Below are 13,170 nucleotides of genomic sequence, written 5' to 3'. Positions count from 1 at the left end.
AGGCGATAGGGTGCAACCAGTAGGAGGCAGAAAATGACGACAACAGACCGTCCCATCCGTTTAGCCCTGGTCGATGACCACAGGATGCTCCTGGGTGCCCTCACCGAGTGGATCCGCAGCGCCGCTGATGACATCGAGATGGTAGCGGCGGTGACCACCTGGCCCGAGCTGCTGACGCATCCCGAGTTTCCGGTGGATGTCGTGCTGCTCGACCTCGATCTCAAGGACAACATTCCGGTGTCGCTGAAGATCTCCACACTCAAGACGACCGGTGTGAAGACGGTACTCATGAGCACCTATTCCGAACCGGCACTGGTGCGCGAAGCCCTCGCGGCAGGCGCGCTCGGCTACCTCGTGAAGAGCGAGGAAGCCAGCATGATCGTCGACGCCATTCGCGCCGCCTACAATGGCAAGTCGTACATCTCGGCCGAGCTCGACTACGCGCTCAACTCCACCGAGAACGTCGAAGGTCCCCGCCTCAGCGCCCAGGAACGCCGGGTCATGGCGCTCTACGGTGCCGGCGAGCCGGTCAAGGCCGTCGCCTACCAGCTCGGCATCTCCGAGGAGACCGCCAAGAGCTACCTCAAACGCATTCGCGAAAAGTACCGCCTCGCCGGATACGACGTGGGAACCAAGGTCGCGCTGCGCAAGCGTGCCATCCACGACGGCATCCTGCTGCAGACCGACTGATTGTTCGTCTGAACTTGACCGGCCTTCTCGATGAGGGCCGGTCAGTGTCGTTTAAGGCGGGCACGGTCAGACGGCGTCAGTGCTCGCGCACGACCGGGATCAGCTGCGTCCCGTAGGGCACATGGTGGCCGCGCCGACGACGCCGACGGTCGATGCTGAAGGTGAGCAGGGTCAGCAGCACGCCGAGCCCGCTCAGCCCCACGCCGATCCACACCGGGGCGAGATAGCCGAGCCCCGCCGCGATGGCCACACCGCCGAGGGCCGCGCCGAGCGCGTTGCCTACGTTGAGCGAGGAGTGGTTGAGCGCCGCGGCGAGCGACTGGCTCTCGTGCGCGACGTCCATCAGCCGGGCCTGAATGGTCGGTGACAAAGCGGATGCTGCCGCCCCCACCAGGAACATGCCCACCAGCAGCCCGGCCAGGACCTGCGCCGACAGGCCGAGCGTGACGAGCGCGATGATGAGCACGCCGAACGAGATGTACATGGTGCGGCGCACGCTCCAATCGGCCAGCGCTCCCCCGGCGAAGTTGCCGACCGTCATGCCGAGACCGACGACCACCAGAATGAGCGGCACCGCCGCGGCTTTCAGCCCGGTGATCAGGGTCACCAGCGGGGCGACGTAGGTGTACACGGCGAACAGCCCGCCGAAGCCGATCGCACCGATCGACAGGGTGATCCACACCTGCAGTTTGCCAAACGCCTGAAGTTCGGCCCGCATGGTGGCTTTCGGGTTGCCGTTCTGGAACGGTACGAACACGGCGACGGCCGCGAAGGTGAGCGCGAAAATGGCGGCGACGACGAGGTAGGCGACGCGCCATCCGCTCATCTGGCCGATCCAGGTGATGGTCGGCACCCCGATCACGTTGGAGATGGTGAGGCCGCTGAGCACGATCGCGATGCCGCGGGCCCGCTTGCCCGGGCCCATCAGGTGGGCGGCGACGAGCGAGGCGATGCCAAAGTAGGCGCCGTGCGGCAGTCCGGCCACAAAGCGTGCCGCGAGTACGGTCTCAAAGGTCGGCAGTAGGGCCGAGGCGATGGTTCCGAGGGTGAATGCGGTGAGCAGCGCGAGCAGCAACTGCTTGCGCGGCCAGCGCGCGGCGGCCGCAGCGATCGTGGGCGCACCGACGACGACTCCGAGGGCGTAGGCCGAGATGAGCCAGCCGGCCTGCGCGTTGGCGGCATCCGGTGCGTTGGCGTACAGGCCGGGCAGCAGGTCGGCGGCGAGGTTTGGCAGCAGACCCATGGCGACGAATTCGGTCGCGCCGATGCCGAATCCGCCCAGGGCCAGGGCTAACAGGGCAAGACGAATACGGGTCGACGACAGCTGCGTCGACCCGTCAGGAGTGAGGGGCATGCGTCAAGCCTAAGCCCCATGGCGCTCTCGTGGCCCGTCTGCCCGCCGCACATCATCTGCGCGACCAGCGTGTCGCGGTGTGAGCAGCGTCACCATTTGAGTTATCGCAAATTAGTGGGTCGGCGTAGCTTCGGTCGGTGAACTCACGAGTGCAGCGATGCGGGCAACGGCGACTGGCAGGGTCGACTGCGGTGGCTACTCACGATCTATGGATCCAATCCAAGCGCTCCAAGAAGCTCACCAATTTTGTGGTGTCGTTCCAGGGGATGCCGAAGAGGAAGCTCGGGGTAGAGCTGATAGCTGTTGCGCCGTCCGTCGCGGTGACGCGTGAGATAGCCATCTGCGACGAGTTCGGCGATGATGCGTTGGGCGGCGCGTTCGGTGATTCCCACTTCTACTGCGATATCGCGCAATCGCATCCCGGGGTCTTGAGAAACGCAGAGCAGCACGTGTGCGTGATTAGTAAGAAAGGTCCAGGCGGCCATCGTCTGATCATAGACGACACACGCTCCGCAATACACGCTAGTGTTAGCACGTTTTGCTCAGCGTGCATTGACGGGGTTGGTCACCATGGAGTCGCGCCGCTTCTTCGAACTTCGAGCAGAGTAAATCAGAGAGCCACAATGTGATCGATCCCATCATTCTTTTCTTTCTGCTCGGAGCAGTGGCCGGTCTTCTGCGTTCAGAGTTGCGTCTTCCGGCGGCGATGTACGAGTTTGTGAGCATCGTGCTGTTGCTGGCCATTGGCCTCAAAGACGGCGTGGAACTCGCTAAGCAGCCCTTCGCCAACCTGTTGCCGCAGATGCTGGCCGTGGTGACCATGGGTTTTGGCCTCACCCTGCTCGCGTTCCCCGTGCTGCGCTATCTGGGCCGGTTCAAGCGAGCGGATGCGGCCTCTATCGCCGCCCATTACGGATCCGTGAGCGTGGGCACCTACGCCGTGGCCGTCGCCTACCTCGGCAGCCAGCAGATCTCGTTCGAAGAACACATGCCGCTGCTTCTGGACATGCTGGAAGTGCCCGCAATTCTGGTGGGAATTGTTCTTGCGCGAGGCATCTCGCGCAAGACGCGGTGGAAGTCGATCGCCCATGAAGTGTTTCTGAGGAAAGGCATCGTGCTGCTCCTGGCCGGACTCCTCATCGGCGGGGTAGCTGGCCCGGACGGGTTGTCGTCCATCGAAGCGCTGTTCGTGGATCTATTCAAGGGAATTCTCGCTCTTTTTCTGCTGGAGATGGGCTTGATTAAAATCTGGTGTCGGTCACGTTCACTCGTGTTCCACCTTGCGTCCCCGCTGCCGCACGACCAGGACGGGGCATGCCGCGTGCCGCACGCACTGCTCACTCACGGAACCGAGCAGCATCCCCGTGAGGCCGCCACGACCGCGAGATCCAACAACGAGAATACGAGCGTCTCGTGAGACGGCAATGAGGCTCTTCGCAGGGCTGGCATGAACCGCCCGGTAACTCACCACGACCGCGAGATGATTCTCGACGCTGGTCCGCGCGTCCCGCACCAGTTCATCGTGGACCGCTGAGAGGTACTCCTCGAACGAAGAGACATATCCGAACTCCCAACTTGATGGCCGCGGAGCTGTCGCGATGGACCACGCCCGCACAACAACGACGGGAACGTGCAACTGGTCGGCGAGTTCAAGGGCCATGGCTAGTGCGTAATCGGCACAGTCTGAGCCATCGTGTCCGACCACGATGCTATTGCTCGGGGCTGGCACCAGTTCAACAGTGTCGATCGCGCCGTCAACGCTCATTGGTAGTTCTCCTTATCGGTAACGGGGGTGACAGCGATGCCGGCCCGCAGGCCGATGGGTGGCACCCAGTTGGCTTTGCTAGCGGCAAATCCTGTGAAATGACAGTTCTAAAATACGCCCTCAGATTACCGAATTATGCTTCATGTGTCTATCCTTGATGGAAGAACCCCGGATGCACTCGCTCACGACGACAGGCGATCTTCGGTATCACCGAGGAACCGTGCATCGTCTTCACCGCCAACGCCTTCGCCCTGCTCGGGCTGCGTGCGCTTTTCTTTCTCGTCAAGGGACTCCTGGACGAGTTGGTGTACCTCTCCACCGGTCTGGCGCTCATCCTCGCTTTCATCGGCGTGAAACTCGTTCTGCACTGGGGACACGTTAGCGACGACCGCGTCCCGGAGATCAGCACCAACCTGAGTCTTGTCGTCATCGCTGTCGTCTTGACGGTGACCACAATCGCCAGCCTGATCAAGGTTCGTCTGGACCCGACCATACGCGCCCACGCCGGCTCGCTGACTGCCGATGATCCGCCCGACTCCGAACGGACAAGCTAACCGCCCAATCAGGACGTGAAGCCCGTGTGGCGGTTTGCTCAGTCGGATTTCCCTTGCCCTAACGCACTCTCGAGTCGCTGGAGCTTGCCGGTCAGCTCGCCCGTGTGTCCTGGGCGGATGTCGGCCTTCAGCACGAGGGAAACGCGCGGCCCGAAGGCTCCCACTGCCTCGGTCGCCGCCTTGATCACGGCAAAGACTTCGTCCCAGTCGCCCTCGATGGTGGTGAACATGGAATCGGTGTGGTTAGGCAGCCCGGAGTCGCGCACGATGCGCACGGCGGCGGCGACCGCGTCGTGCACCGACCCCTGCGAGTCGGCGGCGACGGACGGTGCAACGGAAAAGGCTACAAGCATTGTGACTCCTTAGATGTGATGGTCTGAGCTGGGATTGCGCGCACTGCTACTCGGGGCCGGACCGCGCCGATGGCGGACCCGCGACCGCACCAGGAACTTACCGATTTCCTCGACCCAGAGCGCGGAAGACCCCACCAGCACGGCCAGGCCCCAGTGGGATGCAGTGAGTTCTGTGGTGTCGAAGAGCCCCTGCAGAACCTGGAGCTGCACCACACAGATCTGCAGGATGATCACGGCCGCCAGGGCGACCCAGATGCTCCGGTTCGTCAAGGTCTGGATCGAGAATACGGAGTGCGTGTCCGAACGCACGTTAAGCAGATTGAACACCTGGTAAAACACGAACGTGGTAAACGCCAGGGTGCTGGCGAATGCCGCATCATCGGCCCTGTCCGGGAACACGACCGGCGCAAGGGTCAGGACGGCGATGGTGCCAGCGGCCATGACGATCCCCAACCCGAGGATTCGGACGAGCCGACCTCGGGTCAGCAGCCGTTCATTGGCCGGGCGAGGCTGTTCCAACATCGTGCCCGGTTCTGCCGCATCCACGCCGAGGGCGAGCGCGGGCGGGCCGTCCATGATGATATTGACCCAGAGGATCTGCAGGGCGGTGAACGGCGCACCGCCGGCCAGCCCGGTGATGCCCGCGATCAAAAAGATGAGCACGAACCCCCACGCTGTGGTGAGCTGGAATCTCACGAACTTCAGGATGTTGGCATAGATGCCGCGGCCTTCTCTGACCGCCGCCACGATGGTGGCGAAGTTGTCATCGGTGATGATCATATTCGCTGCGCCTTTGGACACATCCGTCCCGGTGATGCCCATTGCGATACCGATGTCGGCCTGCTTCAGGGCCGGGGCATCGTTGACACCGTCCCCGGTCATCGCCACGATATTGCCCCCCTGCTGCAGAGCCTTGACCATTCGAATCTTGTGTGCCGGGGTGACCCGCGCCAACACGCCGTAACCGGCAGCACGTCGGCCAAGCTCGCCGTCGTCCAGTTCGTCCAGGTCCGGACCGGACGCGGCGTCGCCGGGAATGCCCAAATTCTTGGCGATGGCCGAAGCCGTGATCAGGTGATCACCCGTGATCATGTGGACTTGGATGCCAGCTCTCCGCGCCACGGCGATGGCCTCGGCAGCCTCGGCACGGGCAGGATCGACAATTCCCACGATTGCGTAGATCGTCAAACCGGTGACCATGGCTTGCAACGATTTCTCGTCGTCTGGGAGAACGGCGTCAAGCCGCCGCCCGGCGATCATGAGTGTGCGCAGGCCCTCCCCGGCCAGTTTCTGGACGGCAGCGTGGATCCGTCGGCGATGTTCCTCGGTGATCGGCCGGATTCCTTGCGCGGTGAGTACCGAATCGGCCAGCTGCATCAGCGCGACCGGGGCCCCTTTTGCCAGACACTGGTCGACGGTCAGCGGCGCGGACGGGTTCGAGTTGGGCGTTGTCGACGCCAGACGGTGGAAGGTGGCCATGTATTTGTACTCAGAATCGAACGGGACCTCCGCCACGCGCGGGTGAGCTTGCCGGGCTGCTTCAACATCGAGACCGCCCTTTTCGGCCAACACGAGCAACGCACCTTCCGTCGGATCTCCCACCAGCCTGCCGTCACGGATGACGGCATCGTTGCACAGCGCCATCGCCAGTAACGCCTCGGTCAGGTCGGGCACCGGCAGGTCCTCCGGGGTCAAAATTTTTCCGTCCGTCGCATAGCCCTCGCCGGTAACCAGAAAATCGTGTCCGTGAATGTGTAGGCGGTGTGCCGTCATCTCGTTCATGGTCAGCGTGCCGGTCTTGTCCGTGGCGATATGGGTGACGCTGCCCAGGGTTTCCACCGCCGAGAGCTGCTTGAGAATGGCCCCACGGCCCGCTAGCCGAGCTGCTCCCATCGCCAGAGTGAAGGCGACGACCGCCGTGAGTCCCTCTGGAATTGTCGCCACGGCCAGCGACACCGCGGTGATCAGCAGGTCGGACCACGACTGCCCACGGATGAGACCCAGCACAAAGACAACGGATACCACGAGCAGGGCCACCACGGTCAGCATCTGTGCCAACTGGTCGATCCTCTTTTGGAGGGGGGTACGTTCGCCTTTCACCTCGCTGAGCAAAGCCGCAATTGCACCGACCTCTGTGCGCATACCGGTAGCGGTGACGACCATGGTGGCCCGGCCACGGGTGACCTCGGTGTTCATGAAGACCATGTTGTCGCGGTCGCCAGGCGGCAGGCTCGCAGTCGTGAGTGCACGCGTCGTCTTGCCGACGGGTTCGGATTCTCCGGTCAGTGTGGCCTCGGCCACCTGCAACCGCGATTCTTCAACGATGCGGCCGTCGGCCGGAATGGAGTCCCCGGCGTCGAGCAGAACAATATCTCCGGGCACCAGTGCGGACCGAGGAACCTCCAGCTCGGTGCCGTTACGGCGAACCACCGCCGTTCCCGCAGACATAGTTCGCAACGCCTGGAGGCTGTTTTCGGCCCGTCGTTCCTGCAGATAATTCAATGCCGTGTTCAGGATGATCACCGCGAGGATAACGACAGGCGTCTCCCATTCGCGTGAGACGACGGCACTCACCACCGCGGCGATCACCAGCACGAGCGTCATTTTCTCCGCCAATAAACGGATGATTTTGCGCCAGGCCGGTACCCTTCTGGGCTCGGCCAGGACATTGGGTCCGTACTCTTCCTGTCGCGCCTCAACCGAGCCGTCCTGCAGACCGGCACCGGGATCAACGTCCAACATCGTGGCGACGACCGTGGCAGAGAGGGTATGCCACGCCACGGGCTTCACTGCGGGCTCAGCACTGACACCAACGGCCGGTGACGGGCGGGATCGAGAACTCACAAGAATGCTCCTGAATACCGGTGGAGGTCGATAGCAGCACTGCGGGTGCGCCATTGAGATCAGCAGCCCCGCAAGCCACCACGACCGTGGAATCCAACAACGAGTATACGAGCGTCTCGTCAGAGGTCTATGAGGCTCCTCGCCTGATCGACGCCTGATCCGGCTTCGAGGGGTGCACCTGGAGTCGGGGTGGTTAGCCAGGCCGGATTCGCGCGGGCCTCGGCCGGTAGAGCGCCCCGATCGCCCAGCCGAGCAGCACGAACTCTAGCAGGTTGCGCAGGGTCAATACGAGCACCATAAGCGGGTTGGCCACGAGCAGCCAGTCATACAGGTAGGGGTAGACGACCTGGGTGAGGGCGGCGAGCGCGAGCCCGAGCAGCGCCGGTGTACGCCAGGCCCGGCCGCTCTGCGCGAGTCCCAGAATGATCGGTGCGGCCAGCCAGCTGATGAACTGCGGCGACCCCACCTTGTTGAACGCGATCAGGGTCACCGTCAGCGCGAGCGTCAGCGGCGGCAGCACCGCGAGCCATCCAGCGCCCATGCGTTGGGCGCGTACGCCGAGGAGCAGCACGGCAGCGGCAGCGACCGCCAGCAGCGGGGTCATCAGGACGCTCAGGGCGGTGGTGCCGGTGCCGGCGACCTGAAAGGTAAGAATCTGATGGTCGTAGTAGACGAAACTGCCCGGCACGCCGAGCGCGGCCTGCCAGAGCCAGGGCACGGCGACGGGCGATTCGATCTGGATCCCCCGGCCGGCCTGCTCCGCCACGAAACTCAGCACGTGAATTCCGCTGCCGCGGGCAAGGCTGAGCGCCGCGGCCATGGCCACGACCGCCGCGGTGACGGCGGCGGCGACCCCGAGCATCCGCCAGCGTTGTTTCGACGCCACGAACAGGGCGGCGAGCACGGCGACCGGCCAGATCTTGATCCAGGTCGCGATCGTGAGCAGGGCCGTGCCCCAGAACGGGCGCCGGCGCAGCCAGAGCAGGGCCACGATGACGAGGGGCACCGTGATCGCGTCGATGCGCACGAGCGCGATGGGGCCGAGCAGCGCCAGAAAGAGCAGCCACCACCAGGCCGCGCTGCGGTGTTCGCGCACGAGCACGACAAACGCCCCCGCGTTCAGCGCCGTCACCAGCGCGAACCAGGTGGCGAGGTAGGCCGGGCCGCCGAACGCGAACGCGGCGAAGATCGGCAGGAGGGCGAGCAGCGGGTAGACGAAGTTTTCGGTGATTCCCACGATGCTGCCGGCGGCCGCGTTCTCGGCCCAGCCGCGGTAGACCACCTCGACGTCACCGAGCGGATACCCCGGCCCGAACACGGCCAGAAGAATCAGCAGCAGGTGCACGAGAGCGAAGGCCGACCACAGTGCGGCGAGGGGATGCCGCCGGGGTCGCTGACCGCTACCGGTCTCGTCGTGAATTCGCACGCTTTACTTTCGCACAGCCGGCCGTCGTGCGGGACCAGCCGGCGCATCCGTCATATTTCGTCGAATTGGCGGTCAGTCGGCCTAAAAGGTCGCTGCGACGCTCGACGCCCTGCGGTCCGACTGCAGGTTAGCGGTTCATGCCGAACAGCGGTTGGCCAGGGCGGCCACACCCCAGTGCCGCACCCGGGACTTTCTCGCCCGCATTCCGCTTTAGCGACTGAGGCTGCGGGTCGCCTAGCGCGCGCCGGGGTCGGCCCAGTGATCGAGCAGCGCGGCGACGGCACGCGGCACGGCATCGGCGATGTCGAGGGCTGCAATCGGGCCGCCGGCGGAGGCGAGCATCGCCGCTTCGGCGTGCAGGAGCGCGGCGGTGGCGGCGAGCGGGGCGAGGGAGGCGGCATCAGTTTCGAGCTGGTCGGAGTGGGTGGCCAGGAGCGCACCGAGAATGCCGCCGAGGACATCGCCGGAGCCGGCCGTAGCCAGCCAGGCCGGCCCGGTCGACACGGTCAGGCGGGCGCCCGACGGCGACGCTACGTGGGTGACGGCACCCTTGAGCAGCACCGTCACGTCGAACAGGCGCGCGGCGCGAATGGCCCACTCCCCCGGGTTGGCGGCGATCTGGGAGGCCGAACCGGGCTTGGCCTCGTGCGCGAGCATAACGGCCAGCTCCCCAGCGTGCGGGGTGATCACGGTCGGACCGATCGCCCGGGAGACCAGATCGAGGGCGCCGGCGTCGAGAATGGTGGGCAGGCCCTCCGCAAGGGCTTCCGTCAGGGCTGTGGTGACGGCATCCGTTCTGGTGCTGGCGTTGATACCGGAGCCGAGCAGCCAGGCCTGCACCCGACCGGGCACGGTCACGATCTCGGGGCGGCGCTGCAGCACGAGGGTGGCGGCGCGGCGCGGCCCGAGGTAGCGCACCATGCCAAGGCCGGTGCGCACGGCCGCGTCGACGCCGAGCACCGCGGCGCCCGGGTAGTCCTTGGAGCCGGTGCGCACGCCGAGGACGCCGCGCGAATACTTGTCGTCGCCGGCCTGGGGCCGGTAGACCCAGTCGCGGGCCTGTTCGGCCTCCCATTCAAGCCAGCCGCGCGGTTTCACCATGCCTCCACGATAGGTCGTTTTCGGTCTGCTCGCGGGCCCACCGCCCGGTCATCCGCTCGTTCGCCCCGGCACGGGCGATGGCGAGTCAGTCGCTGATCGTGGAGCTCTGCGAGCCCTCCCGCTCCCGGCTTCGCTGCGGCCGAAGGCGACGGTCTGCGACACGCAGATGATGTTGCCCTCGGTGTCCTTGAACCAGGCCGCGCGATCCGCGCTGGTCGTGGCGATGCCGTTCTCGGTTTCGTACACCACGATAGCGGCGCCCTTCGGGGTGCGGTAGAGCAACCCTTCCACGCGTTCCTCATCGGGTTCCATGCCGAGCACGTCTCTGTAGAAGCGCCAGGCACGCGCCAGATCGCGCGCGGGAAGCACCGAGTAGGTTTCCAATTGGTTTAACACGAGCTTTCCCTTTCTGCAGTTTCATAGGTGAATGTGCATTTTTCAGGGAACATTTACGCCCGCGTCGACGTCTTGGCAAGGCGGGAGCAGCATCCGCTTGCCGTTGACGCGAGCACGTCTAGGCGGTCAGAAGCTGCGGGGCTAGTCGCGACGCGTGGCGTCCTGCACTTCGCCGACCAGCTCCTCGATGATGTCCTCCAGAAAGAGCACCCCGGTGGTCTCGCCCTCGGCGGTGAAGGACCGCGCGAGGTGCGCGCCCGAACGCCGCATGGTGGCGAGGGCGTCTTCAAGGTCGGTGTCTTCGAAGATCGAGATCAGGGCACGGATGCGCTTGGCCGGGATCCTTCCCGCGTAACTGTCTGGCACGGCCAGCGTTGCGGCATCGGCCGAAGCCGCGGCAACATCGAGGTCGAGCACGTCCTTCAAGTGCACGTAGCCGGTGAGATAGCCCTCAGTATCGGCGAGCACGTAGCGGGAGAATCCGTGGCGCGTCACGGCCTTCTCGACGTCGGCCGGCGTGGCCGATTCCGGCAAGCTAACCAGCTTGCCGAGAGAGACCGCCACATCGCGCACCTTGAGGTTGGTGAACTCGAACGCGGCGCTGAGCGCTCCGGTTCCATCGCTCAGCACGCCCTCGCGGGTGGACTGGGTGACGATCGTGGCAACCTCGTCGAGGGTGTACGCGCTCGTCGCCTCGTTCTTCGGCTGCACTCCGAACAGACGCAACACACCGTTGGCACAGGCGTTGAGTGTCACGATCAGGGGCTTGAATACCCGGGCCACGAACACCAGCGGCGGCGCGAGCAGCAGCACGGCGCGGTCCGGCACCGAGAAGGACAGGTTCTTCGGCACCATCTCACCGAACACGACGTGCAGGTAGGAGACCAGCAGCAGCGCAACGACGAACGCGATGGTGCCGATTGCGCCGTCCGGCAGACCGGTCAGGCCCAGCGGCACCTCGAGCAGATGGTGGATCGCGGGTTCGGACACGTTCAAAATGAGCAGCGAGCACACGGTGATGCCCAGCTGCGAGGTTGCGAGCATCAGTGTCGCGTGTTCCATCGCCCACAGCGCGGTCTTCGCGCTGCGCTTGCCGGCTTCGGCGAGCGGTTCGATCTGCGAGCGGCGGGCCGAGATGACGGCGAATTCCGCCCCGACGAAGAAGGCATTGGCTGCGAGGAGCACGACCAACCAGGCAAGTCCGGCCCCGTCGCTCATTTGTCGCTCACTTTCTTTCGATCGGATTTGGTGTCAACGGCCAATGCGGGTTCCGGCACAGCCGCCGGCGTGAAGCGTAGCCGGTCGATGCGGCGCCCCTCCAGTCGCTCAACGGTGAGGAAGCCGCCGTTGACCGGAACCCGATCACCGATCACCGGCAGCCGGCCCAGTTCGCTCATGACGAAACCGGCGACGGTCTCGTACGGGCCCTGCTCCGGCACGACGACGTTCGTGCGTTCGAGCAGTTCGTCTGGCCGGAGCATGCCGGGAAAGGTCAGGGAATCGGGCGAGCGCACCACGCCGGCGCGAGCCCGGTCGTGCTCGTCGGCCACCTCGCCGACCAGTTCCTCGACCAGGTCTTCGAGGGTGACGACACCGGCTGTTCCGCCGTACTCGTCGACAACGATCGCCATCTGGTAGCTGCGGCCTCGGAGTTCGCTGAGCAGGTCGTCGAGCTTCATGGTCTCCGGCACGCGAACCGGGTCGGTCTGCAGGGCCGACACCGGGACATCCGCTCGCCGGGCGCGCGGCACGGCTACCGCCTGCTTGACGTGCACGATGCCCACGACGTCGTCGACGCTTTCGTCGACGACCGGAAACCGCGAGTAACCGGTGGAGCGGGCGAGGTCGATGACGGCCTGCGCCGAATCGGTGCGGTGGATGCTCGCCACCCGCGGCCGCGGCGACATAACGTCGGAGGCATCGTGTCCGGAGAACAGCAGCGTGCGGTGCAGCAGGGTCGCGGTGTCCTTTTCGAGCAGTCCGGCGCTGGCCGAGCGGCGCACCAGCGAGGAGAGTTCCTCGGCGGTGCGGGCGCCGGAGAGTTCTTCCTTGGGTTCAATGCCGATGGCGCGCAGCAGACCGTTGGCGCTGTTGTTCAGCACCAGCACGGCCGGTTTGAACACTGTCGTGAATACGGTCTGGAACGGGATCACCAGGCGCGCGGTCTGGATGGGCAGGGCGAGCGCGAAGTTCTTGGGAACCAACTCGCCGATGACCATCGACACCAGGGTCGCGGTGACAATGGCGATCGTGGTGCCGAACAGCGGAACCACATCGCCGGGAAGCCCGATCGCGGTGAGCGGGGCGCGCAGCAGCGACGACAGGGCCGGCTCGATGGTGTACCCGGTGAGCAGGGTGGTGAGGGTGATCCCCAGCTGCGCGCTCGAGAGGTGCGTCGAGGTGATTTTCAGCGCGGAGATGGTCAGTGCGAGGCGGGTCTCCCCGCGACCCTGTCGCGCTTCGAGGTCGGCGCGGTCGAGATTCACCAGGGCGAACTCACTGGCGACGAAAAGGCCCGTTCCGACGGTGAGGATGAGGCCGAACCCGAGCATGATCAGCTCAGACACAGGCAACACCGCCAGCGACTACGGGCGAGGGTTTATGAGAAGACGGTTCAGCGGTGGGAGGGTCATCCATTATTCATCCGAGTATACCGGGCGCATCTGACACTCGTCCGGCGACCAGCG

12 protein-coding genes and 1 pseudogene are annotated in these 13,170 nt (G+C 65.0%); 3 read left to right on the top strand and 10 right to left on the bottom strand.

The window, feature by feature from the left end; genetic code table 11:
• The first annotated feature begins 33 nt into the window (after positions 1–33).
• Positions 34–690 carry a response regulator transcription factor gene (locus tag CXY77_RS12380; RefSeq protein ID WP_092111590.1) on the top strand — a complete coding sequence of 219 codons (657 nt, stop codon included), beginning with the start codon at positions 34–36 and terminating at the stop codon, positions 688–690.
• Positions 691–766: 76 nt separating this feature from the next.
• Here CXY77_RS12380 and CXY77_RS12375 read toward each other — a convergent pair whose 3' ends face one another.
• On the bottom strand, positions 767–2,044 hold the full coding sequence (locus CXY77_RS12375) for an MFS transporter (RefSeq protein ID WP_092340568.1): 1,278 nt from the start codon (positions 2,042–2,044) through the stop codon (positions 767–769).
• 206 nt (positions 2,045–2,250) lie between these two features.
• Entirely contained in the window at positions 2,251–2,529 is a 279-nt protein-coding gene (locus CXY77_RS12370) for a helix-turn-helix domain-containing protein (RefSeq protein WP_092340567.1), read from the bottom strand.
• A 140-nt stretch (positions 2,530–2,669) separates the two neighbouring features.
• Between CXY77_RS12370 and CXY77_RS12365 the strand changes: the two genes are divergently transcribed.
• Positions 2,670–3,461, top strand: coding sequence for a sodium-dependent bicarbonate transport family permease (locus tag CXY77_RS12365; protein WP_233197383.1), 792 nt, complete (start codon positions 2,670–2,672; stop codon positions 3,459–3,461).
• On the opposite strand, the pseudogene CXY77_RS20670 reads toward CXY77_RS12365, so the two are convergent.
• Positions 3,399–3,704: pseudogene (locus CXY77_RS20670) on the bottom strand (universal stress protein); the annotation flags it as partial. The gene CXY77_RS12365 and the pseudogene CXY77_RS20670 sit on opposite strands and share 63 nt — an antisense overlap.
• A 302-nt stretch (positions 3,705–4,006) precedes the next feature.
• On the opposite strand from CXY77_RS20670, the gene CXY77_RS12355 reads away from it, so the two are divergent.
• Positions 4,007–4,363, top strand: a complete 357-nt coding sequence (locus tag CXY77_RS12355; protein WP_104130148.1) for a hypothetical protein — start codon at positions 4,007–4,009, stop codon at positions 4,361–4,363.
• A 38-nt stretch (positions 4,364–4,401) separates the two neighbouring features.
• On the opposite strand, the gene CXY77_RS12350 is transcribed toward CXY77_RS12355, so the two are convergent.
• From CXY77_RS12350 to CXY77_RS12320, 7 genes are all read right to left on the bottom strand, one after another.
• Positions 4,402–4,716: a thiamine-binding protein gene (locus CXY77_RS12350; RefSeq protein WP_092340565.1), complete on the bottom strand. Its 315-nt coding sequence runs from the start codon at positions 4,714–4,716 to the stop codon at positions 4,402–4,404.
• Between the two features lie 9 nt (positions 4,717–4,725).
• Positions 4,726–7,506: a cation-transporting P-type ATPase gene (locus CXY77_RS12345; RefSeq protein ID WP_233197382.1), complete on the bottom strand. Its 2,781-nt coding sequence runs from the start codon at positions 7,504–7,506 to the stop codon at positions 4,726–4,728.
• A 247-nt stretch (positions 7,507–7,753) separates the two neighbouring features.
• Complete coding sequence (locus CXY77_RS12340; protein WP_233197381.1) at positions 7,754–8,986, bottom strand: glycosyltransferase 87 family protein; 1,233 nt, start codon at positions 8,984–8,986, stop codon at positions 7,754–7,756.
• Between the two features lie 234 nt (positions 8,987–9,220).
• Positions 9,221–10,087 (bottom strand): ADP/ATP-dependent (S)-NAD(P)H-hydrate dehydratase, encoded by an 867-nt coding sequence (locus CXY77_RS12335; protein WP_104130146.1) that lies wholly within the window; start codon positions 10,085–10,087, stop codon positions 9,221–9,223.
• 48 nt (positions 10,088–10,135) lie between these two features.
• Entirely contained in the window at positions 10,136–10,483 is a 348-nt protein-coding gene (locus tag CXY77_RS12330) for a VOC family protein (RefSeq protein WP_369831304.1), read from the bottom strand.
• A 141-nt stretch (positions 10,484–10,624) separates the two neighbouring features.
• Positions 10,625–11,701, bottom strand: coding sequence for a hemolysin family protein (locus CXY77_RS12325; RefSeq protein WP_104089406.1), 1,077 nt, complete (start codon positions 11,699–11,701; stop codon positions 10,625–10,627).
• Positions 11,698–13,035 carry a hemolysin family protein gene (locus tag CXY77_RS12320; protein WP_104130295.1) on the bottom strand — a complete coding sequence of 446 codons (1,338 nt, stop codon included), beginning with the start codon at positions 13,033–13,035 and terminating at the stop codon, positions 11,698–11,700. Before CXY77_RS12320 ends, CXY77_RS12325 begins: the two co-directional genes overlap by 4 nt.
• Positions 13,036–13,170: the final 135 nt, after the last annotated feature.

It is taken from the genome of Cryobacterium sp. N21, assembly GCF_002929575.1.
Taxonomy (GTDB): Bacteria; Actinomycetota; Actinomycetes; order Actinomycetales; family Microbacteriaceae; genus Cryobacterium; species Cryobacterium flavum.
This window is presented reverse-complemented; position numbering and strand designations above follow the sequence as displayed.